Below are 22,100 nucleotides of genomic sequence, written 5' to 3'. Positions count from 1 at the left end.
GGTTTGCTGCGCTTGAGAGGTAATGGATCCCGGCCTTCGCCGGGATGACGGAACAGGGGCTTCAAACTCCGTCACCCCGGCGAAGGCCGGGGCCCATTACCTCGCAGCCATCACCTAACCTCACATTGCCGAAATACCGCCGTCCAGCTTCAGCTCCGCCCCGGTCATGAAACGGCTCTCGTCGCTGGCGAGATAGAGCACACCAGCCGCGATATCGTCTGGCTCGCCCACGCGGCCCAGCGGAATCTGGCGCGCGAGCTTGCCCATCACCACGTCCTTTTCGATGTTCGCATTGGACGCGATGCCATCAAGGATCGGCGTATCCACGAACGTCGGATGCACCGAGTTGCAGCGGATGTCCCAGCCGCGCTTGGCACAGTAGAGCGCGACCGACTTGGTCAGCATCCACACCGCCGCCTTGCTCGCATTGTAGCCCGGCATCGTATCCGATGCGATCAGCCCCGCGATCGAGCTGATGTTGACGATCGAGGCCGGCTGGCTGTCGCGCAGCAAGGGCAGGGCCTTCTGGCAGCCGAGGAACACGGAATCGACGTTGATGGCAAAGCCACGATGCCATTCCTCCAGCGTACAGGTCTCGATGTTCCCGCGCACGCCCACGCCCGCATTGTTCACCAGCACCGAAAGCCCGCCGAGCTTCTCGGCGGCAAGCGCCATCGCCTTGTCCCAGTCTTCCGCGCTCGTCACGTCATGGCGCATGGCAAAGGCGGTGCCTGCACCCAGTTCGGCATCGATCGCCTCAGCCTGCTTGGCCGCGCCCTCGCCGTTGATGTCGGTCAGCAGCACCCGCGCACCTTCGCGCGCCAGCATCCAGGCATGTGCCGCGCCAAGGCCCTGCGCCGCGCCTGTAACCAGCGCCTTCTTGCCCTGAACCCTTCCCATCGTGACGCTCTCCTGCTTTCCGTTTGCGTCAACGAAGCAAGTTGGGAGCAATCACGCAAGTCCCGGAAAGGTCAGCCGATGATCCCAGGCGCGAGAAGCAGCAGCATCCGCACGTCGATGGCATAGCCTTCCGCCCGCTTGGCGGCGAGGAAGCTCTCGATTTCCGTAAGGGCAACCCGGTGCACGGTAATGCCTTCGCCCTCCACGCCGCCGCCTGCGGAAACTTTTTCCAGATCATGCGCGCGAAACAGCGTGAAAGCTTCGGTGACCATGCCCGGTGAGGAATGGAACTCGCCCAGCGATTCGATCCGGCCGGGACGGTAGCCCGTCTCCTCCTCCAACTCGCGCGCGGCAGCATCGGCCGCGTCCTCGTTCTCGGCCCCGGCCTCGTCACCGATCAGTCCGGCGGGAAGCTCGATGCACGGACGCCCCAGCGGTACGCGGAACTGCTCGACCAGCAGCACATGGCCATCATCGACGGCGAGGATCACCGCCGCCTTGATGTTGCGATTGCGGCTGACATACTCCCAGCGCCCCCGCGTCTTGGCGACGATGAAGCGTCCCTGCCAATGGACCTGCTCCGGATGGTCGCGAAACTCTTCTTCAAGACTCATACTTCGATCAACCTGTCCGGCAATTCGTTGGTGTCGTCGGCAGAGCGCGGGAAGTGCTGGCTGAGGACCTTGCCCACTTCGCCCACGGCCGCTGCCATCCCCTGCGCCATCTGCCCTTGCCGCAGGGGATCCAGCATGGCCTTCATCGCATGGCCCCACGTCTCGGGCGAGACCTTCGAGGCAATCGCGGCATCGGCAATGATCTCGGCGCGATGCTCGGCAAGGCTGAGATAGATCAACACGCCCGTCCGCCCCGAAGTCCGGCTCTCCGCGCCCACGCGAAAGCACGTCAGCGCCCGCTCACGCACCCGCGCATTGCGCACCCGCCGCGGCGTCAGCCAAAGGCCCAGCGGCGTGTAGCGCAGGATCAGATAGGTGCCCGAAAACTTCAGCGTCGCCACCGTCAACGCAAGGCCCAGCACTGCGCGCGGGCTCCACTCGAACGCCCACAGGCCCAGCACGCGCTCGACCAACCCAAGGTAGAGTCCGGGAAAGATCTCCAGCGCACATAGCGCCACAAAGGCCACGATGGCGCTCCAGACCAGCGCCACGTCGCGATAGGAATCCGAACGCGGCGTCACGATCGTCACGATCTCGCCCGCGCTCAGCATTTCCGCCGCCGCCACGGCCTCGGAAACCAGCAGGCGATCCGCCTCGGTCATCGTCGCGATCCCAGCCATCACCAGTCCCCCGAAGCCCCGCCGCCGCCGGAATCGCCGCCGCCAAATCCGCCGAAGCCGCCTCCGCCGCCCCAGTCGGAGCCGCCGCCGCCACCCCAGCCACCGCCCGAATGGCGGTTGTCGGAAGCAGCCCGCGCGATCTCGCTCAACCCCCACAGCACTATGCCCGGATCGATCCCGCTGCGCCGCTGGACATAGCCCTGCTTGCGCCGCCCGAACACGGCAATCAGCACCACGATCAGCACGACCCAGAAGATCGCGCTGCCAATGGTCGACCCGCCAGAGCTTTCTTTACGCGCGCCCGCCTTGGCCGCTTCCGCCACAGCTTTGGCATCGGCGGGATTGCGGTTTAGCTGGGTCAGGATCTGGTCGACCCCGGCATTGATCCCGCCGGGATAGTCGCCCGCCTTGAAGCGCGGCGTCACTTCTTGCGAAATGATCCGCCCCGCCAGCACGTCGGGCAGAAACTCCTCGAGCCCGTAGCCCACCTCTATGCGTACCTTGCGGTCATTGGGCGCGATCAGGAACAAAAGGCCCTGATCGGTCTTCGCACCGCCCACGCCCCACGTCCGGTACAGCGTGTTGGCGTAGCTCTCGACGTCCTGCCCATCCAGCGAGGCCACCGTCGCCACGATCACCGCACGCCCGGTCTGCGCGTTATAGGCAGCAAGCTTCTGCGTCAGTGCCGCCTCGTCGGCATCGGGGATGATCCCCGCCTGATCGAGCACCGGACCTGCAGGCCGCGCAGGCATGGCCGCGTGCGCCGCTCCTGCAACCAGCAGGAGCAGCAGCGCAACCGTCTGCCAGAAAGCCCGCGCCATGGCCCCTGGGGGGCGGATCATCTTACTTGCCCGAAGCCGCTGGCGCCGGAGCATTCATGTCAAAGTTCACCGTCGGCGCCACTTCCGAACCGGCTGCCGCCTTGAACGGGATCATCGGCTTGGCCCCGTGGATCAGCTTTGCGCCAATCGCATCGGGAAAGGTGCGGATCGTGGTGTTGTAGGCCTGCACCGCCTCGTTATAGCGCGTGCGCGCCACGTTGATGCGGTTCTCCGTGCCTTCCAGCTGCACCATCAGGTCCGAGAAACGCGCCTGGCTCTGCAGCTGCGGATAGTTCTCCACCACCGTGCGCAGCTGGCCCATCGCCTGGGTCAGCTGGTTCTGCGCGTTCTCGAACTTGGCGAACTCTTCCGGGTTCGAAAGATCGTCTGTTGTGATGTTGATCGAGGTTGCCCGTGCCCGCGCGTCGGTCACGTTGGTCAGGATCTGCGTTTCCGAAGCTGCCGCGCCCTTGGCCGTGGCGACAAGGTTCGGGATCAGGTCGGCGCGGCGCTGGTACGAGCTTTCGACATCGGCCCAGCGCGCCTTGGCTTCTTCCTCGGCAGCCGGGACCGAATTGATCCCGCAGGCCGAAAGGCTGGCAGCGGCAACGGTGGCAAATGCGATCTGCGTGAAGCGAGTAGCGGCCATCGACGTGAGTTCCCCTAATGTGGTGCCACAAGAGATAGAGGGCTTGTGTTGCGGTTCAAGTAGGACCGCATTGCAACCGATTGAGGCTTGTCGCGCTCCGGGGACAATGGCAACCAGCGGACAAGGGATTATGGTTAATCAGGAACTGAAGGGGGAACTGGTCGGCATGTTCGGAGAATTCAAGGCATTCATCGCACGCGGCAACGTGCTCGATCTCGCGGTCGGCGTGATCATCGGCGCGGCTTTCGGCAAGATTGTGTCATCGCTGACCGACGACGTTCTGATGCCGCTTATCAGCCTGATTACCGGGGGCATCGATTTCAGCCAGAAGTTCGTGGTGCTGGGGACCATCCCCGCGGACTACAAGGGCGAAATGACCTATGCTGCGCTCAAGGCTGCTGGCGTTTCGATGCTCGGCTGGGGCTCGTTCATCACCGCGATCATCAATTTCCTGATCCTCGCCTTTGTGATCTTCCTGATCGTGCGCCAGGCCAACAAGCTGACCGCCAAGCCCGAGGAAGCACCTGCAGTTCCCGCAGGGCCGAGCGAGGTCGAACTCCTCGCCGAAATCCGCGATGCCCTGAAGGCGAAAGGCTGAGGCAAGCCAGCCAAGGAACGGTACAAACTCCCGTCATTCCGGCGAAGGCCGGAATCCATGCCATCACGATTTCCTGATCGCTGAAGACAGCACGCCAAACGTCGAGGAAATGGACCCCGGCCTGCGCCGGGGTGACGCAACGTTGTTACGCCAATTGATCGTCGCCCCGGCGCAGGCCGGGGGCCACTAGCTGTCGCGAGTCCACGACATATCATCCCCGCAGCCCCTTTTCATTTGCGCCGCGCCCCCTATATGGGTCCCTGCCGGTTTCGGCCGGCTATGGTGATAAACTGCGGCGTGCAATAGGCACAGCGGACCCGGGGGCGGTACCCGGCGGCTCCACCATCACTACCGTTTCCTGCAAAGGGGCGGGCCTTGTTGTCGCAAGGGTGTTGATGGGGCCGAACTAGGATCGACGTGTGTTGAAAAGCGCTGTTTTTGCCCGGGCTGAGTAACCCGTTCAAGGCTCAAAACTCACAAGTGCCAACGACAACGAAGCACTTGCTCTCGCTGCATAATTCTAGGGGCTAACGCCCTGAAGTTATAAGGTTAGAGCACGGTTCGGACCGAACCGGGTAACAGAATCGGAAACCGGGGGCTGGGGGCGAGCCTAGCAACAGAATCGCCCTATTTCTCTTCATCCAGCGTTCTGCGCAAACAGCCCGTCACCCCGGCGCAGGCCGGGGCCCATAACGTCGCCGCGCGCGCACCGTCGGCGCTCATCCGAGCCGCAAGGGGAGCGATTATGCCGGGCATCGGGGTGAAAACGATACGTCTTGGACCCCGGCCTGCGCCGGGGTGACGGATGTCGGAAATCCTGAATCCTTCGTCACCCCGGCGAAGGCCGGGGCCCATGCGCTCTCAAGCCAGCGCCTCGCTCGTCCTGAGCTTGTCGAAGGACGCTGGCACTATTCCTCGCGAGCAGCCTCAAGTTCCTTCAACTGCTGCTCCAAGCGCAGCGAGTCCAGAATCTTTGCACCTCCGATGAACACCGCACCGGTCGCGGCTGCAAACAGCATCTTGCCGCCAAATCCGGGATACTGACCCAGATAGGCATGCCCGCGCTCGACCGCGCCAAGCGCCAGCGCATAGATCACCGCGAACGCCTCGAAGCGGGTCTTGATAACGAACAGGCGGCCGACCTTGCGAAGCATCCGGATTCAATTCCTCTTGTTTTCAGAATCACATCGCAACGATCGTGCCAGATCATTAAATGCTGGCAACAGTCTGGTTAATCCAATCTTCACTGTAAAGCGAAGCGACAACCTGTGAAGGACCCGTCCGCGAGGAAACGCCTGAAGGCTCAGGCAAGTTCCGGTAATGCCAGTGCCTCAAGCAGCGCCGCCCGCGCCGCGATCACGCTGCGGGCCAGAGATTCGCGGCCCAGATCAGCGGGATCGATCTGCTCGGGCCAATGTGCGGCCACGACTTTCTCGACCAGCACCAGCCTGGCCTCATTCAGCAGAAAGCGCGGATCGACGGTGGCAGGATCGGCGACAACCCGCAGGCGCAGGCAGGCAGGCCCTCCGCCATTGGCCATCGACTGGCGCACGTCCACCGGCAGCACTCGGCGGATCGGCCCGTTCGATGCGATATGCCCCTCGAGCCAGCCCCGCACTGAAGGTGTTTCCCACGCCTCGAGCGGGATCACGAGGCCCATTTCGCCCGATGGCAGCGTCAGCAGCTGCGCATTGAACAGGTAGCTCCTGATCGCATCGCCAAGGCTGACGACGCTGGCCGGAACCACGACGATCTCGGCCTCGGGAAGCCGTTCGCGGATCGCGGCATATGTGCCTTCGGGATCGGCAAAGGCCTGCTCGTGGGTGAACAGCACCCGTTCGTTGGCCACCGCCACCACGTCGTTATGGAATGCGCCTGCGGCAATCGCATCGGGCGATTGCTCGATGAAGAGGCAGCGTTCGGGGTTCAGGCCATGGAGCCGGGCGACGGCGCGGCTCGCCTGTTCGTGCTGGCGTGCGGGGAAGGCTCCGCCGGTCGTGCCATAGACGAAGATTTCCAGCCCCGGCGCGTCGTGGCTCGAACACATGCGCATGTGGTTCGCCGCGCCTTCGTCACCGAAGCAGGGGGGCACGGCGTCGTGCACGGCAAACGCTGTGCTGTTGGCGAAGGCGAGGCGCAGCTGGCGCACCGTATCGGGCCATTCCTGCGAGCGGTGCGGCATTGTCACGAGGTTCGCCGCAGTCAGATGACAGCGCCCGTCCGCCGTGTCTGGCGTTGGGCTGACAGTGGCCGCATTGGCCGTCCACATCGACGAGGCCGACCACGCCGCCGCGCGCAACCGGCGCTGCGCCGCATCGCTTTCGTCAATGTTCTCAAGGCCCAACGCCGTCAGCAGCGCCGGATTGGGCCGGGGCAGGGGCGCGAACAGGCCCTGCGTCAGGCCAAGGGCGATGTTGTGCCGCATCTTGCCCAGCCCCTGCAGCGCGGCGGCGCGGGGGTAGGAAACCTCGCCCGCGTTGTTCGCCGACGCAAGGTTGCCGAGGCTGAGGCCGGCATAGTTGTGGCTCGGGCCGACGAGGCCGTCGAAGTTGATTTCAACGAGAGGCATTGTCTATCCTTACCGACCCACGAACCAGACCATGTCGCCCACGTTCACGCCAAGCGCTGCCGCGGCAACCGGATCGAGAGTAAGTCCCTCATCCGTCTCGGCAATCTCGGCAAAGGTGCAGCGATAGTCGGCAAGTTTGCCCATCGCCACCAGCGCCTTGGTCACGCTGCCAGCGCCTTCCGGCGCGCGGATATGCGCCACCGGCACCTCCTTCGCCTCGCAGATCGACCGCACCCGGTCGGTCCGCGCGGTCATTGTCGGGCCGCCGTCGAAGATGTCGACATAGCCTTCGTAGGCAAAGCCTTCCTCCTCCAGCATCCGCATCGCGGCGCGGCCCGAGGGATGGGGCAGGCCGATGGCGGAGCGCGCGGTTTCGGGCAGCATGGCGATGTAGACCGGGTGCTTGGGCATCAGATCGGCGATGAACTGGTTGCCGTTGATCGCGTTGAAATAGTCCGCTTCCTGGAAGCTCATGCCGAAGAAACGGCCCGCAACGCCATCCCAGAACGGCGACCCTCCACGCTCGTCGATCACCCCGCGAAGTTCCGCCAAGATCTTGTCGCCAAAGCGTTTTCTGTGCATCGCGATGAACAGGTAGCGGCTGCGCGCGAGCAGCATCCCAAGCCCGCCTGCGCGCTCCGAGGGATGCAGGAACAGCCCGCCCACCTCGCTCGACCCCTCAAGGTCGGTAACGAGGTTGAGCATTTCGGCGCGGAAGGTGCGGTTCAGTTCCTTGGAGTGCTGGGTGAGTGTTGCCATGCGGTAGGAATAGAAGGGCCATTGGCGACCGACCGAGGTGAAGATCTGCGCGGTGCCGCGCACGTCTCCGGTGGCCGTATCTTCCAGCACCAGAACAAACAGTTCGTCCTTGGGGTTCTTCGGATCGCCCTCTTCGGAATTGCCATAAGCCTCTGAAGCGCGTGACAATTTTGCGGTCAGTGCCTTGCGATCGGCGGGCAGATTGGTGAAGCCGCCGCCTGTCAGCTTGGCCATTTCGTAGAGCGGTTGCAGGTCGCTCGCGCGGGCGGCGCGGATGCGGAATGTCATGGATTTCCCCCGGAAAGTCTATGCAGGACGAGCGCGGACAAGGCGGCGCGCTCGGCCAGAGAAGGTACGATCAGGAACTCCTGATCCGAATGGATCGCCCCGCCGCGCACGCCCATGGTATCGACCACGGGCACGCCGCAGGCTGCGATGTTGTTGCCGTCGCAGACCCCGCCAGAGGCCTGCCAACGTATTGTCTGGCCAAGAGATTCCCCGCACTCGCGGACCAGCACGAACAGTCTTTCGGCTTCCTCCGTAAGAGGCTTGGGAGGCCGCGAGACGCCGCCGTGGAGGTGGATCGCAACCTCATGCAACTCTTCGAGACTTTTTTCCAACTCTCGCAGACTCTCCATGAACTCTATGGCAACTCTCGGCAGCCGGGGCCTAACATTGAAGCGCAGAATGGCATGGTCGGGCACCACGTTGTTCGCGCTCCCACCCTCGATCTTCGCCGGGTTGATCGACAGCCCCGGACGCTCCAGATTCTTGAGCTTCAGCGCCATGTCGGCCGCCGCGATGATCGCGTTGCGCCCGTCCTGCGGATTGCGACCGGCGTGGGCCGAGCGGCCCTTGATCACCGCGCTGTAGTTCCCGCTCCCCGGCCGCTCTCCGGCGAGCGTACCATCGGGCAGGGCGGAGGGTTCGTAGGTCAGCGCTGCCGCCTTGCCCCGCGCCATCTCGGCAATCAGCGGGGCGGAGGAGAGGCTGCCGGTTTCCTCGTCCGAATTGATCAGGATGTCGTATCCGACCGAGGCGGCGGCTGGGCTGCGCTCGAAGGCTTGAAGCGCGGCGAGGATCACCGCGATGCCGCCTTTCATATCGGCGACGCCCGGGCCGTTCAGCGTTTCGGCATCTAGCCAGCGTAGCGATTGAAAAGGGTGGGTGGGCGCGAAGACCGTGTCCATGTGGCCGGTGAGCAGGTAGCGCCGTTCCGCCTGCGGCCTCACCGAAAACACGAAGTGCGCGCCGTTGGCGGTTGCTACCTCGCGACCATCCGCTGCGATGGCGGTGACGGGGGCGGGATCGACCTTGCGCACTTCGCCCGGAAGCGCGGCGAAGGCATCGGCCAGCATGTCCCACTGCGCGGCGAGGCCCGGAAGATTGCCGGTGCCGGTGTTGAGCGGGCACCACGCCTCGACCAAGGCCAGCATCGCGGCCCCGTCAATCCCCTCGATCAGTTTGTGTTCTGTATGGTCAAGCTGTTTCATCTGATACGACCGTAGCGGTTCCCGAGGGCCGGGTGAACCCCCGGAAACCCCGACAGGCTGTATCAGTCGTCGGTGAGCATATCGATCAGCGCCTTGGAGAAGGCGGGAATGTCATCGGGCATGCGGCTGGTGATGAGGTTGCCGTCGACGACGACTTCCTCGTCGACCACATCAGCCCCGGCATTGGCGAGATCGGTGCGGATCGAGGGCCAGGAGGTGACCGTGCGGCCATCGACGATGTCGGCCTCGGCCAGCAGCCAGGGCGCGTGGCAGATCGCGGCGATGGGTTTGTCGAGATCGTCGAAGTCGTTGACGATGTCGATCGCGCGGTCGTCCATGCGCAGGATGTCGGGGTTCATCTGCCCGCCCGGCAGCAGCAGCGCTGCATATTCCTTGGCGTCCACTTCATCGAGCGTGATGTTGACTGCAACCGCATCACCCCAGTTCTTGTCCTTCCAGCCAGTGATTGATCCTGGTTCGAGGCTGGCGACAACGGTTTCGAAACCTGCGTCTTCCAGCGCCTTCTTGGGGCCTTCGAGTTCGGACTGCTCGAATCCGTCGGTCGCGACGATCAGCACGCGCTTGGTCATGGGGTTCTCCTTTTGGGGAATCGGGTTGGCATTGGCCCGTCCCTGCTAGAATTGCCGGGGACTGCTGCGGTTCCATGACTTTCGCTCCGGTGATCGCGTTGCTACGACGTTCCGGCCATGGTCACCGATACGACAGAACCCGATCCTTTCGACGCAATCGTCGATGCCCCGTTCGATTCCGCGCTGTCGGAGCGCTACCTCGTCTACGCGCTGAGCACGATCACCGCTCGGTCGCTGCCAGACTTGCGCGACGGGCTGAAGCCGGTACACCGCCGCCTGCTCTGGGCAATGCGGCAGCTGAAGCTCAACCCCACCGATGCGTTCAAGAAATCGGCGCGCGTGGTGGGCGACGTGATCGGCAAGTATCACCCGCATGGCGATTCCAGCGTCTATGATGCGATGGTCCGCCTCGCGCAGGACTGGTCGCTGCGCTATCCGCTGGTCGAGGGGCAGGGCAACTTCGGCAATATCGACGGGGATAATGCCGCCGCCTACCGCTATACCGAAGCGCGCCTGACGCGCACCGCGATGCAGCTTATGGCGGGGCTTGATGAAGGCTCGGTCACCTATCATCCCACCTACAACGGCGAGGACGAGGAGCCGGAGATATTCCCCGGCCTGTTCCCCAACCTTCTGGCCAACGGTTCCAGCGGCATTGCCGTGGGCATGGCGACCAATATCCCGAGCCACAACGTGGCCGAGATCATCGACGCCACGATGCTGCTGATCGACAATCCGGGCGTCGAGCACAGCCAGCTGATGGAAGTGTTCCACGGCCCGGACCTGCCAACAGGCGGCATCGTGGTCGATAGTCCCTCGGTGATATCCAATGCCTATGAAACCGGACGCGGATCGATCCGGGTGCGCGGGCGCTTCTCTACGGGCCGCGACGATGCGGGCAACTGGGAAGAGAGCGGCATCGAGAAGCTGGGCGCCGGGCAGTGGCAGCTGGTCGTCTCCGAAATCCCCTACATGGTGCAGAAGAGCAAGCTGATCGAACAGATCGCGCAGCTCATCGCCGACAAGAAGCTGCCGATCCTCGAGGACATCCGCGACGAGTCCGACGAGCAGATCCGGCTGGTACTGATCCCCAAGAGCCGCAATGTCGATCCCGATCTGCTCAAGGAATCGCTCTACCGGCTGACCGATCTGGAAACGCGCTTCGGCCTGAACCTCAACGTGCTGGATTCGCGCCGAACACCCGGCGTGCTTGGCCTGAAGCTGGTGCTGCAGGAATGGGTGATCAGCCAGATCGACATCCTGCTGCGCCGTTCGCAGCACCGGCTCGACAAGATCCTGAACCGGCTGGAACTGGTGGGCGGCTATATCATCGCCTACCTCAACCTTGACCGGATCATCGAGATCATCCGCACCGAGGACGAGCCCAAGCCGGTGATGATGGCCGAGTTCGAGCTGACCGACCGGCAGGCCGAAGCGATCCTCAACATGCGGCTGCGGTCCTTGCGCAAGCTTGAGGAAATGGAGCTGCGCAAGGAACGCGATGCGCTGCTGGCCGAGCAGGAGGAACTGCAGAAGCTGCTCGACAGCCCGGCCCGCCAGCGCACGCGATTGAAGCGCGATCTGAACGCGCTGCGCAAGGATTACGCCGAGGACACCGTGCTCGGGCGGCGGCGCACGACGATTGCCGAAGCCGCGCCGACGCGCGAGTTCAACATGGACGCGATGATCGAGAAGGAGCCGGTGACGGTGATCCTTTCAGCCAAGGGCTGGATCAGGGCGGCCAAGGGGCATGTGGCGCTTGATGGCGATTTCAAGTTCAAGGAAGGCGATGGCCCCGCCTTCGCGCTGCACTGCCAGACCACCGACAAGCTGCTTGTGGCAGTGGACAACGGGCGGTTCTACACGCTGGGCGCCGACAAGCTGCCGGGCGCGCGCGGCTTTGGCGAGCCGATCCGCACGATGGTCGACATCGATCCCGAGGCGCAGATCATCAGCCTGGTGGTGCACAAGCCCAAGGGGCAACTGCTGCTGGCGGCCAATACAGGGCGCGGCTTTGCCGCCGAGATGGACGAACTGCTGGCCGAGACCCGCAAGGGCCGCGGCGTGGTTTCGACCAAGCCCGGCGTGAAGCTGGCCGTGGTGCGCGAGATTGCAGCGGAGCACGATCACGTCGCGGTAATCGGCGAGAACCGCAAGCTGGTGATCTTCGCGCTTTCCGAAGTGCCGCTGCTCGCCAAGGGGCAGGGCGTGACGCTGCAGCGCTACAAGGACGGCGAGATGGCCGACGTGATCACGCTGCGGCTGGAGGACGGGCTCTCCTGGGCCATGGGCGGCGATTCCGGGCGCACGCGGGTGGAAAAGGACCTGCTGCCGTGGAAGGTCGCGCGTGGGGCTGCTGGGCGATTGCCGCCGAACGGGTTTCCGCGGGATAACAAGTTTTGAGGTTGGGGGGATTGTCCTCTGCACTGAACCATCAACCATCGTCGCCCCGGGCTTGACCCGGGGTCCCGCTCTCTTTCGGCGCTGCGTGGGCAAGAAGAAGCGGGATCCCGGGTCAAGCCCGGGGCGACGGGAGTTGGGGTGGGGTTGAGGTTGGGTTAGACGGCTGGAATGGGGTGGTTAACTGTCACTCAAGATCACTTAATCTGCTGGCCGTTCCTCAGGACATAAGGTTGGCAGACCGTGATGCAGATCAACTCGATGCCACAAGTCGTTTTCTCCAAAGTCCCCGTCAGCATCACTCTGCTTGCATGAGGCGCGTCGATAGCCGCATCGACAGCGACACAGCTTTCGGGTGCGTCGGCATATTTCCTTGTGCCGAAGTAGATGCCCGTTGCTTCGTGCTGCTTTGACCAGAAGCCGGAGAGGGTGACATTCTCATTCACTCGCGCTTCGAGCATCTGATAGCTTGTGATTGAAGTCGGGGCAGAAGCCGACACGCAGCTCGCCAACGTCATCATAAGTATGGCTAGGGGAGCACGGTGCATCTCGCATTTCTAGCAGTCAGAGGAACGACCGCAATGACGTCGTGTCCTTACAGGCGGCTTTTGGTGCGGAAACCCGCCAAACTGACTTTTTGCTTCATGTGCTGTAGCCTTCTTTCTCCCTGAGGACTGGGATTTACGCCGAGCTTGATACCCATCCTCCCTGTTTTCACCGCAGGTGCAAACGGGGAGGGGAACCGCCAGCGAAGCTGGTGGTGGAGGGGTAATGACCCCTCCGTCAATCGCTGGCGCGATTGCCACCTCCCCTTTTGCACTTTGTGAAAAAGGGGAGGATCGCGGGTTGGTTCTTGCACCGATTAACCAATCAGTTAAACGCTGCCTCTCCAAAGGAGAGCTTCATGGATACCCCACGCTATTCGCTTGAAGGCCGCGTTGCGCTGATTACCGGGGCTTCGTCCGGGTTGGGCGCGCGGTTCGCTCGAATTTATGCGGCGGCAGGCGCGGCGGTGGTCGTCGGTGCGCGGCGGGTGGAGCGGGTGGCGGCTCTGGCGGACGAGATCGTGGCGGGCGGCGGCAAGGCGCTGGCCGTGGCGCTCGACGTGACCGACGAGGCTTCGATCATCGCGGCGTTCGATGCGGCTGAGGCCAGTCTCGGCGTGCCCGATGTGGTGGTGGCCAATGCCGGGATCGTCGAGCCGGGGCGGTCGATTGATATTCCTGCCGAGGCAATGCGCCGCGTGGTCGATACCAATTTCAACGGGGTGTACCTGACCGCGCGCGAAGGGGCGCGGCGGATGATCGCGGCGGGATCGAAGCAGTCGGAAAAGGGGCGGATCATCCTGACCGGTTCGATCACCGCGCAGATGACCGCGACCGGCGACCCGGCTTATGCCGCGACCAAGCTGGCGGTGCAGCACCTCGGGCGGCAGTTCGCGCGCGAGTGGGCGAGGTTGGGGATCAACGTCAACGTGATCCAGCCGGGCTATATCCGCACCGAGATCGACGGCGACTGGTTCGACAGTGAAGGCGGCAAGGCGCAGGTCGCCTCGTGGCCCCGCAAGCGCCTGACCGAGATTTCGGCGCTCGACGACATGATGCTGTTCTTCGCCTCGGACGCATCGCGGCAGGTGACGGGGACGTTTATCTCGGTAGATGACGGCCAATCGCTTTAAGGCAGAGCCTCTGAACGTTAGCTGGAAGGTAACTTCGCCAGCAGATCGGGCGTCAGCACTTGCGGAAGCTGGCGCGGCTCGCCGCCGCCTGCGGGATACCACAGGTAGAGCGGCACTCCTGCCGCGCCCTGTGCGGTGAGGAATCTGGTGATCGCCGGGTCGCGGCGGGTCCAGTCGCCTACCAGCACGACCACGCCTGCCTTCTCGAACGCGGCCCTGGTGGTCTCGCGCTCGATCGAGGCGCTTTCGTTGACCTTGCACGACAGGCACCAGTCGGCGGTGAAGAAGGCGAAGACCGGCTTGCCGGACTTGCGTGCCTGCGCCAGCGCCTCTTCGGAGAAGGGCTTTGCGGCGAGCAGACCGCCTTCGCTTGCGGCAGTCGGCGCGGGCGGGGGCAGGCCGATCACGCCGCCAATGGCGATCAGCGCAGCCACCGCCATGAGCGTACGGATCGATTGCCCCTTGCGCTGCGTCACGCCGATGGCGGCAAGCGCGCCAAGCAGCACCACGGCGATGGCTACGAGAACCGAGGCGAAAGTCGCCCCGCCTACGCGCCAAGCCAGCCAGCCGAGCGCCAGCGCGGTCAGCGCCATCGGCAGGGCCATCCAGCGGCGGAAGCGCTCCATCCACTTGCCGGGCTTGGGCAGCAGGCGGCGCAGGGCGGGGATGAAGCCGAGCAGCAGGAACGGCAGGGCAAGGCCAAGGCCGAGCGCTGCGAAGACGCCGAGCGCCGCCCATGTCGGCAGGACCAGCGCCGCACCCATCGCGGCGGCCATGAACGGGCCGGTGCAGGGCGTGGCGACGAAGGCGGCGAGCAGGCCGGTGCCGAACGCGCCCGACTTGCCCGCGCCGCGCTCCACCGAAAGGCCGGGGAGTTCGTAGAGCCCGGCGAAGTTGGCGGTGATCGCCACGGCCAGCAGCAGCAGGACGGCAACGACGCCCGGTTCCTGCAGCTGGAACGCCCAGCCGACCTGCTCTCCACCCGCGCGCAAGGCGAGCATGACGCCGCCGAGCAGCAGGCAGGCGAGGACTACGCCTGCGGTGTAGGCAAGGCCTTCGGTCTTCGCGTCGTGCGAATTGCCGCTCGCGAGCGCCAGCGCCTTGAGGCTGAGGATCGGGAAGACGCAAGGCATGACGTTTAGGATCAGCCCGCCAAGGAATGCGCCGAGCAGGGCAAGGCCGAGCGTGGCGGCGGAGAAGGCAGCCGCACCACCCACTTCATCGCCGCCTGTGGGCACCACTCCGGGGGCCGAGGCAAAGGCGATGCCGCCCGCATCCTTGCCCATTGCGAGCACGCCCTCGACCTTGTCAGACTGAGCGGGTGACTTGGCCAGTGGCACTTCGACGACAAGCGTATCGCCATTGCGGAAGAAGCGCTGCGGGGCGGCGTAGTCGATCAGGCGCTCGGTCGTCAGGAACAGGTGCGGCGCATCGAGCGGGGCCGAAGCGGGGAAGGGCAGGGCGAGGCGCAGAGTCTTGCCCGCCAGCGCGAAGGTGCCGGGGCGGTCGAGCGGGGCGGGAAGGGCTGCGCGCCATCCTTCGAAGCGCGCATCACCGGGGCCGCTGCCGACGGTGATCGTGCCCTTCAGCTCGGCGCGCTCGGGCACGCAGATCTCGTTGGTACAGACCAGCCATTGCGCCTTCACACTGACGGGCAGGAGCGTGCCAGGGGTGGCGTCGGTGGGGAGCCTGAATGGCACGAGCACGGCGTATTCGTGCTCATATACGTGGTTCATCAGGCCCTGGATGACCAGCGTCTGCGGCACCGGAAACTGCATGGGGCCGGTGCTGGCACTCTTGGGCAGGGTCCAGTCGAGCGTCAGGCCGTATCCGGCATCGCCCGGATTGGACCAGTAGCCATGCCAGCCCTTCTCGGGCTGCATCAGCAGCGCGAGCGTGACCGTGCCGCCCGGCGCTGCGGGCCCTTCGGCAACAAGGCTCGCCTGCATGTGATTGGGCGCGGCTTGCGCAGGGGCGAGGGCTAGCCACAGTGCCGTCACAAACATCGCTATGATGCGCAAGGTCTTGATCCCGGCCAGTTCGCGTATCGGCATCTCGGGCGTCACCGGTCCCAAATGGCCCCTTGAACGGGAGCGCTGGCGGGGCCATGCGTAGCGCTCTTGGGCGTCCTACGGCTGGCCTTCCCTCAAGTCCATAGCACGTGCCCACAGGAGTATGTTTCGCGTGAAGACCCTTTCCCGTTACGCCGCCGTTCTGCTGGCTTGTGCCGCCCCTGTCGTTTCCGTCTCGGCGCAGGATGCCGCGCCTGCCGTGAGCCAGCAAGTGCCCGCCACAGCGCCCAAGCTGATCGTCGCGATTTCCATCGACCAGTTCTCGGCCGACATCTTCGCGCAGTATCGCCAGCGCTTCACCGGCGGATTTGCGCGACTGACGCAAGGCGCGGTGTTCCCGGCAGGCTACCAGAGCCACGCGGCGACCGAGACCTGCCCCGGCCACTCCACGATCCTCACCGGCAACCGCCCCGCGCACACCGGGATCATCGCCAATTCGTGGATCGACCAGAGCGTCACCACCGGACCCAAGATCGTCTATTGCGCCGAGGACGTGTCCAAGCGCACGGCGGGATCGAAGGACTATGTCGCCTCGCCCGTCCACCTGCTGGTGCCGACGCTGGGCGAGTGGATGAAGAAGGCCAACCCCGCCGCGCGCAACATTGCCGTTTCGGGCAAGGATCGCGGCGCGCTGATGATGGGCGGGCACGATATCGATCAGGTCTATTGGTGGAAGGGCAAGCAGTTCGTCACGCTGGCGGGCCGCGAGCTAGGGGCCACGGCGGTGGCGCAGAATGCCGAGATCGACAAGCTGCTGGCCAAGGGCGCACCTGCATTCCCGCTTCCGGCATGGTGCGGAAGGCAGGACCGCGCCGTGCAGGCGGGCACCGCAACGGTCGGGACCGGACGCTTTGCGCTCAAGGCGGGCGAGGCGGAACAGTTCCGCGTTTCCCCGCGCCTTGATCGCGCCACGCTCGACCTTGCGACGAAGCTGGTGGACGAGCAGAAGCTGGGCAAGGGCGCTGTGCCCGATCTCCTCGCGGTCAGCCTTTCGGCCACCGACTATGTCGGCCACGCCACTGGCACCGAGGGCGCGGAAATGTGCATTCAGCTCACTCAGCTCGACATGGCACTGGGCGATTTCTTCGCCAGCCTCGACAAGCGCGGGATCGATTATGCCGTGGTGCTGACCGCCGACCACGGCGGTTTCGACCTGCCCGAGCGACTGCACGAACAGGCGCTGGAAAAGTCCGCTCGCGTTGGCACGGCTGTCTCGCCCGAGGCGCTTTCGGCAACGCTGGGCAAGAAGTATGGGCTTGAAGCCAAGGGCCTGATCCTGTCGGACGGGCCTTCGGGCGATTACTGGCTGCGCCGCGATCTTGACCCCGGCACAAAGGGCAAGCTGGTGGACGATGCCAAGGCGCTGCTCGAAGCTGACCCGCAGGTGGAGGTGGTGCTGAGCGCCGCCGAGATTGCCGCCACGCCGATGCCCAGCACCTCGCCCGAGAGCTGGACCCTGGCCGAACGCGCGCGCGCTTCGTACAACCCGTTGCATTCGGGCGATTTCGTGGTGTTCCTCAAGCGCGGCGTGGTGCCGATCCCGGCCCCGCGCGCGGGCTACGTCGCCACGCACGGCAGCCCGTGGGACTATGACCGCCGCGTGCCGATCCTGTTCTGGCGCAAGGGCATGACCGGATTCGAACAGCCCAGCGGCGTCGAAACGGTGGACATCGCGCCTTCACTTGCGGCATTGATCGGGCTCAAGATCCCCCAAGGTGCATTTGACGGGCGCTGCCTCGATCTGGATGGTGGCACCGGCAATACGTGTGGAGCGGTCAAGTGAACGAACTGAATGCCGATGTCGTGATTCTTGGCGGTGGCCTGGTGGGCATGACGCTTGCCATCGGCCTCGCCAAGGCGGGGATCACCTCTCACGTCGTCGACAATTCCGACCCTGCAGCGCAGACCGCCGAAGGGTTTGATGGCCGCGCTTCGGCGATCTCGACCGCCAGCTGGAACCTCTACACCAACCTCGGCATGGCCGAGGACCTTGCGCCCAAGGGCTGCCCGATCGCCTCGATCGCGGTGACCGACGGGATGAAGCCGGGGCGGATCGATTTCCAGCCGGGCGAGGCGGATGGCTCGCTGGGCCGCATGTACGCCAACCGCGATCTGCGCATCGCGATGTATGGCGTGGCCGCGCGGGAAGAGGCGATCACCTTCCACCCCAACAGCCACGTCGTTGCCCGTGAACGCGGCGAGCATGGGGTGGCGGTGACGCTGGCGGATGGTCGCGTGCTCAAGGGTCGGCTGATGGTCGCGGCAGAAGGGCGCAAGAGCCCGACGCGCGACGAGGCCGGGTTTACGCCTGCCAAGTGGGACTACGGCCACCGCGCGATCATTGCCGGCCTCACGCACGAGAAGCCGCACGGCAACGTGGCGTGGGAAGTGTTCTATCCCGCAGGCCCCTTCGCGCTGCTGCCGCTGCTGGATGAAGGCGACAAGCACCGCTCGGCGCTGGTCTGGACCGTGGCCGAAAAGGACGCTGCCGCCGTGCTGGCCATGCCCGAGGCGATGTTCCTGAACGAAGTCGCTAGCCGCATGCATGGCATCTTCGGCAAGATCGAACTCGCCAGCCCGCGCTCGTCCTATCCGCTCAACTTCCACCACACCGCGCGGATCGTCGAGGACCGGCTGGCGCTGGTCGGCGATGCGGCGCACGGCATGCACCCGATCGCGGGCCAAGGCCTGAACGTCGGCCTGCGCGATGTGGCGGCGCTGGTCGAGGTGCTGTCGGACGGGGTGCGGCTGGGGCTTGACGTGGGCGATGCGCAACTCCTCGCCCGCTACGAACGCTGGCGCGCGGCCGATACCTTCATGGTCGCGACGGCAACCGACGTGCTGACCCGCCTGTTCGGCATCCCCGGCAAGCTCCCCTCGGCAGTCCGCCGCCTCGGCATGGCGGGCGTGCAACGCGCGGCTCCGCTGAAGCGCTGGTTTATGGACGAAGCGCGCGGGATGAGCGGGGATCTGCCGAAGTTGCTGCGCGCGGCGTGATTGGGGGATCAACCCGATCAACCGCCACCCGATTTTCGTCATCCCGGGCTCGACCCGGGATCCCGCTGTTCTCTTGGCCGAGCGCTGAAGAAGAAAAGCCAAGTCCCGGATCAAGTCCGGGACGACGGGTTTTGGTAGCTCACTGCTGAGGGCTCAATGGCAGGAATGGGGTGGATTGCCGACGTTAATCAGTCGCGAACCAATCGGTATTCGGAAACCCTACCCTCAGCGTCAAATCGCAAGACAAGCCATTCTGAATCGAGGCGCAAGAAACCTCGTTCCGGTCCCAACCAATAGACAGCGTCCCAGTCGGAAAAGTATTTCGTGTCAGTCGGTGGACCGAGCAACGTGAGGACTTCGTCTTCAGCCTTGTCGTCAAGTTGACCACTCTGGATCAGTGAATCCACCATTGCGAGGCGTGGGTAACCCTCCGCATTCTCTGCTCGCTTCCATTCCTCCGAATTGAATGAACTGCGTGGCAAGTATCCATGCTCGAACGCGATCCAAAGCGAGATAGCGCCTATCGCAAGAACAACTGCAAGAAGGAAGACCGCGAGCTTTTTCATGCGATCCACTTTGCGGTGAAAGTGCTCATTCCGCAACGTCCAGAACGGGGTCGTGTCCTGAACGGCAGCTCTTGGTGTGAAAAACGGAAAAGCGGACTGTGCTTTCCACCCCTGACACTAATCACCTCAAATCTGTGGCGTAGACCCCGCCGGTGGCAGTGGCGGCACTGCAGGTGATGCGCTGGCTGTCGGCGCGGGCATCACCGTCTGCGCTGGCGCGCTGACTGGTTGCGCGCCCATCAGGGCCGCGGCTTCCAGCTGGTCCAGCGCGCGTTGGGCGGTCATGTAGTCGCGGGCGCGGGTGAGCCAGTCTGTCGCGGCGTCGTGGCCGGGCATCTTCTCGACTTCGGCGACGGCAGCCTCAACCTTGCCGCCTGCAAGGAAGGCGCGGGCGCGTTCGAGCCTGCGTTCGGGCGCTGGGGAGGGCGAATCGTCGTGGCGGATCACGAAAAGGTCGGAGACTTCGCGGCTCAGCCAGTCCCACGTGCCTTCGTCGGCGCGGCCCCCGGCAAGCGTGGGCGCGAGAAGTTCAAACTGTTCGCCAAGCTGGCCGAGCGTGACCGGCAAGGCCCCGGCGGCAATGACCTTGTCGACCGCAGCGCCCTGCGTGGTGCCGAAACGGGCCCGCAATTGCCCCTCAATCCAGCCGAGCGGTTGGCCGCGCTCAAGCGCACGGCGGGCGGCAAAGGCAAGCAGCAGCGATTCGGCGTGGGTGGCGTTGCCCGATGCGGCGATGGCCTGCTGGTTCAGTTCGGCAAGGCGCTGTTCGAGCACGGCGATCTTGGCGGCGGTACTGTCAATCTGCGCGTCGATCTGGGCCTGCGTGGCGGCAACTTCGGCAGCAGTGGCGCTGGGAGATGGCGGAGTGGTGGGCGAGGTGACGAGTTGCGGGATCCCCGAATCGCCCATCTGCACATCGATCAGTCCGTTGCGCCAGCCGAGCCATGCCGCGCCCGCTGCGCCTGCGAGCAGGCATCCGGCGACAATAGCGGCAACCGAGCGAGCGCCCAGTCCGCCTCGTTGCGCTGCCCTACGCGGATTATATCCGAGATCCTGCATCCTTTTTCGCTTGTCCTGTCGCCCCGAAGTCACACTGTCTGGCACATTCGCCGGGCAGTTTCCAGCAACATGGCTTCCGTTCTTTCCGGCGCGGTGGCAATGGACGCCCAACCTGCTCCGGCCATGGTTGCTATGCGCGGGGCCAGACAGGCGAGGTGGAGTGACTCTCGCGGAATTTCAAGCCTTTGACACTCCCCGGCGAAATGCCGCGCCGCTTCGCCGGAGTGTAGCAGCACGACTGCGCCCTCTCGCAGAATGTGCGCCAGGTCACTCGGGGCGGGTGACTTGAGTGCCGCATAAGCCACTGTGGTGGCGATTCGCACACCCTCTGGCGGGGTCAGTTCAACCCGATCCTCGCCCGCGATTCGCAGATAGGTTCCCGGCGAAAGCGTGGCGACGACCGGCTGCAATCCCCCCTCGCCAATGCGCGAAACCGCAAAGCCTGCGTCCCTCGCAGCCTGCGCGGTGGTCGCCCCCACCGCGATGACCGGAACTGCGCGCACCGCCTCAAGCTGGTCCCCGCCATGGCGGAACACGTTGGCGCTGCCCGCAAGGATCGCGTCAAACCGGCCTTCCGGCACCTCCCACGGCAGCGGGGCAACGTCGAACAGCGGGAAGCCTGCAGGTGCAAGCCCCAGCGCGCGTGCCGCTGCGCAAGTGGCGGCGTTGCCCGGTTCCGGGCGGATGACGACGAGCGGCAGTGGCGCTCCGGAGGTGCTCATTCGCCGGAGAAGTGCACCGTCACGGATTCGGGTGCCTCTGCCAGCAGCCGGTGGGCGAGGCGGCGGGGGCCTTCGCTGTCAGCCGGAGCGAACGTCTCGCTCGCCTCCACGCGCTCGGCCCCGTCGGGGCTGTAGATCGCCGCGCGCAGGGTGAGCGAGCTTTCGTGCGTGGTAGTCAGTACCGCAATCGGGCTGTGGCAATTGCCGCCCAGCGCCGCCAGCAGCGCGCGTTCGGCCATGACCGCATCGTGCGTCTCGCGGTCATCGATGGCGGCAAGCCAGCCGCGCACGGCCTCGTTCGCGGCAAGGCATTCGATGCCGATGGCGCCTTGTGCCGGCGCAGGGAGCCATTCGAACTGCGACAGCGGCGTGCCGACGCCGGTTTCGCCAAGGCGTTGCAGGCCAGCGGCGGCAAGCAGCGTCACGTCTGCCTCGCCCGCCTGTAGCTTGGCAAGGCGCGTGGCGACATTGCCGCGAAAGCCGACGATGGTGAGATCGGGCCGGGCGTGGAGCATCTGCGCGGCGCGGCGCGGCGCACTGGTGCCGACGCGCGCGCCGGGCAGGATGGCATGGATAGAGGGCGCGCCTACCAGCACGTCACGCACGTCGGCACGCGGTAGGACGGCAGCGATGGTGAATTGTTCAGGCCGGATCGTCTCGACGTCCTTCATCGAGTGCACCGCGAAGTCGATCTCACCTTCGAACAGCCAGGCGTCGAGTTCCTTGGTCCACAGCGCCTTGCCACCGATCTCGGCCAGCGGGCGGTCGAGGATCTTGTCGCCGCTGGCGGTGACGGGGACGATCTCGACCATGTCGTGCGTCCAGCCATGGGCCGCGCAAAGGCGATCGCGAGTCTCTTCGGCCTGCGCCATGGCAAGCGGTGAGCGGCGGGTTCCGAGCCTTAGCGGCTTCTGGGGCGTTGCAGTGTTCATG

General features: G+C 64.9%; 21 protein-coding genes and 1 other RNA gene. 6 read left to right on the top strand and 16 right to left on the bottom strand.

Annotation, left to right across the window (positions count from 1 at the left end; all coding sequences use genetic code 11):
- Positions 1-120: 120 nt before the first annotated feature.
- From ACZ1JX_RS11580 to ACZ1JX_RS11560, 5 genes are all read right to left on the bottom strand, one after another.
- Positions 121-900, bottom strand: coding sequence for an SDR family oxidoreductase (locus tag ACZ1JX_RS11580; RefSeq protein ID WP_465123699.1), 780 nt, complete (start codon positions 898-900; stop codon positions 121-123).
- Between the two features lie 71 nt (positions 901-971).
- A complete protein-coding gene (locus tag ACZ1JX_RS11575; protein WP_465123698.1) occupies positions 972-1,514 on the bottom strand; it encodes an NUDIX hydrolase in 543 nt (180 codons plus the stop codon).
- On the bottom strand, positions 1,511-2,194 hold the full coding sequence (locus tag ACZ1JX_RS11570) for a TPM domain-containing protein (RefSeq protein ID WP_465123697.1): 684 nt from the start codon (positions 2,192-2,194) through the stop codon (positions 1,511-1,513). Before ACZ1JX_RS11570 ends, ACZ1JX_RS11575 begins: the two co-directional genes overlap by 4 nt.
- Positions 2,194-3,036 carry a TPM domain-containing protein gene (locus ACZ1JX_RS11565; RefSeq protein WP_465123696.1) on the bottom strand — a complete coding sequence of 281 codons (843 nt, stop codon included), beginning with the start codon at positions 3,034-3,036 and terminating at the stop codon, positions 2,194-2,196. The genes ACZ1JX_RS11570 and ACZ1JX_RS11565 overlap by 1 nt, the downstream gene beginning before the upstream one ends.
- A 1-nt stretch (position 3,037) precedes the next feature.
- Complete coding sequence (locus tag ACZ1JX_RS11560; protein ID WP_465123695.1) at positions 3,038-3,664, bottom strand: LemA family protein; 627 nt, start codon at positions 3,662-3,664, stop codon at positions 3,038-3,040.
- A gap of 166 nt (positions 3,665-3,830) precedes the next feature.
- Between ACZ1JX_RS11560 and mscL the strand changes: the two genes are divergently transcribed.
- The gene (mscL, locus tag ACZ1JX_RS11555; RefSeq protein WP_465126404.1) at positions 3,831-4,262 is read left to right on the top strand and encodes a large conductance mechanosensitive channel protein MscL; all 432 of its coding nucleotides are present in this window, start codon (positions 3,831-3,833) and stop codon (positions 4,260-4,262) included.
- Between the two features lie 223 nt (positions 4,263-4,485).
- Positions 4,486-4,855: a transfer-messenger RNA gene (gene ssrA, locus ACZ1JX_RS11550) on the top strand.
- Between the two features lie 315 nt (positions 4,856-5,170).
- Here the strand turns inward: ssrA and ACZ1JX_RS11545 are convergent.
- The 5 genes from ACZ1JX_RS11545 to ACZ1JX_RS11525 all read right to left on the bottom strand — a co-directional run bounded on the left by ACZ1JX_RS11545 (position 5,171) and on the right by ACZ1JX_RS11525 (position 9,673).
- Positions 5,171-5,416 (bottom strand): hypothetical protein, encoded by a 246-nt coding sequence (locus ACZ1JX_RS11545; protein WP_465123694.1) that lies wholly within the window; start codon positions 5,414-5,416, stop codon positions 5,171-5,173.
- A gap of 149 nt (positions 5,417-5,565) precedes the next feature.
- Positions 5,566-6,831, bottom strand: coding sequence for an N-succinylarginine dihydrolase (locus ACZ1JX_RS11540; protein ID WP_465123693.1), 1,266 nt, complete (start codon positions 6,829-6,831; stop codon positions 5,566-5,568).
- Positions 6,832-6,840: 9 nt separating this feature from the next.
- Positions 6,841-7,878: an arginine N-succinyltransferase gene (locus ACZ1JX_RS11535; RefSeq protein WP_465123692.1), complete on the bottom strand. Its 1,038-nt coding sequence runs from the start codon at positions 7,876-7,878 to the stop codon at positions 6,841-6,843.
- Positions 7,875-9,083: a hydrolase gene (locus tag ACZ1JX_RS11530; RefSeq protein ID WP_465123691.1), complete on the bottom strand. Its 1,209-nt coding sequence runs from the start codon at positions 9,081-9,083 to the stop codon at positions 7,875-7,877. Before ACZ1JX_RS11530 ends, ACZ1JX_RS11535 begins: the two co-directional genes overlap by 4 nt.
- A 62-nt stretch (positions 9,084-9,145) precedes the next feature.
- Positions 9,146-9,673, bottom strand: coding sequence for a type 1 glutamine amidotransferase domain-containing protein (locus tag ACZ1JX_RS11525; RefSeq protein ID WP_465123690.1), 528 nt, complete (start codon positions 9,671-9,673; stop codon positions 9,146-9,148).
- A 117-nt stretch (positions 9,674-9,790) separates the two neighbouring features.
- On the opposite strand from ACZ1JX_RS11525, the gene parC reads away from it, so the two are divergent.
- Positions 9,791-12,076 (top strand): DNA topoisomerase IV subunit A, encoded by a 2,286-nt coding sequence (parC, locus tag ACZ1JX_RS11520; RefSeq protein ID WP_465123689.1) that lies wholly within the window; start codon positions 9,791-9,793, stop codon positions 12,074-12,076.
- Positions 12,077-12,270: 194 nt separating this feature from the next.
- Here parC and ACZ1JX_RS11515 read toward each other — a convergent pair whose 3' ends face one another.
- The gene (locus ACZ1JX_RS11515; protein ID WP_465123688.1) at positions 12,271-12,573 is read right to left on the bottom strand and encodes a hypothetical protein; all 303 of its coding nucleotides are present in this window, start codon (positions 12,571-12,573) and stop codon (positions 12,271-12,273) included.
- Positions 12,574-12,977: 404 nt separating this feature from the next.
- Between ACZ1JX_RS11515 and ACZ1JX_RS11510 the strand changes: the two genes are divergently transcribed.
- On the top strand, positions 12,978-13,751 hold the full coding sequence (locus tag ACZ1JX_RS11510; protein ID WP_465123687.1) for an SDR family NAD(P)-dependent oxidoreductase: 774 nt from the start codon (positions 12,978-12,980) through the stop codon (positions 13,749-13,751).
- Positions 13,752-13,768: 17 nt separating this feature from the next.
- Here the strand turns inward: ACZ1JX_RS11510 and ACZ1JX_RS11505 are convergent, their stop codons facing one another.
- Positions 13,769-15,805 carry a protein-disulfide reductase DsbD family protein gene (locus tag ACZ1JX_RS11505; RefSeq protein ID WP_465123686.1) on the bottom strand — a complete coding sequence of 679 codons (2,037 nt, stop codon included), beginning with the start codon at positions 15,803-15,805 and terminating at the stop codon, positions 13,769-13,771.
- Positions 15,806-15,926: 121 nt separating this feature from the next.
- Between ACZ1JX_RS11505 and ACZ1JX_RS11500 the strand changes: the two genes are divergently transcribed.
- Both ACZ1JX_RS11500 and ACZ1JX_RS11495 read left to right on the top strand, forming a co-directional pair.
- Positions 15,927-17,606, top strand: coding sequence for an alkaline phosphatase family protein (locus tag ACZ1JX_RS11500; RefSeq protein WP_465123685.1), 1,680 nt, complete (start codon positions 15,927-15,929; stop codon positions 17,604-17,606).
- Positions 17,603-18,820, top strand: coding sequence for a UbiH/UbiF/VisC/COQ6 family ubiquinone biosynthesis hydroxylase (locus ACZ1JX_RS11495; protein WP_465123684.1), 1,218 nt, complete (start codon positions 17,603-17,605; stop codon positions 18,818-18,820). Before ACZ1JX_RS11500 ends, ACZ1JX_RS11495 begins: the two co-directional genes overlap by 4 nt.
- Positions 18,821-19,008: 188 nt before the next feature.
- Here ACZ1JX_RS11495 and ACZ1JX_RS11490 read toward each other — a convergent pair whose 3' ends face one another.
- The 4 genes from ACZ1JX_RS11490 to hemC form a co-directional block, all read right to left on the bottom strand.
- Positions 19,009-19,386 carry a hypothetical protein gene (locus ACZ1JX_RS11490; protein WP_465123683.1) on the bottom strand — a complete coding sequence of 126 codons (378 nt, stop codon included), beginning with the start codon at positions 19,384-19,386 and terminating at the stop codon, positions 19,009-19,011.
- Between the two features lie 126 nt (positions 19,387-19,512).
- Positions 19,513-20,445: a hypothetical protein gene (locus tag ACZ1JX_RS11485; protein WP_465123682.1), complete on the bottom strand. Its 933-nt coding sequence runs from the start codon at positions 20,443-20,445 to the stop codon at positions 19,513-19,515.
- A 29-nt stretch (positions 20,446-20,474) separates the two neighbouring features.
- Entirely contained in the window at positions 20,475-21,167 is a 693-nt protein-coding gene (locus tag ACZ1JX_RS11480; RefSeq protein ID WP_465123681.1) for a uroporphyrinogen-III synthase, read from the bottom strand.
- Positions 21,164-22,099 (bottom strand): hydroxymethylbilane synthase, encoded by a 936-nt coding sequence (hemC, locus tag ACZ1JX_RS11475; RefSeq protein WP_465123680.1) that lies wholly within the window; start codon positions 22,097-22,099, stop codon positions 21,164-21,166. Before hemC ends, ACZ1JX_RS11480 begins: the two co-directional genes overlap by 4 nt.
- Position 22,100: the final 1 nt, after the last annotated feature.

The sequence above is a fragment of the Novosphingobium sp. BL-A-41-Hi4A-0G genome, from assembly GCF_055521735.1.
Note: the sequence above shows the minus strand (reverse complement) of the source record. Positions and strands in the feature narration are given on the sequence as shown.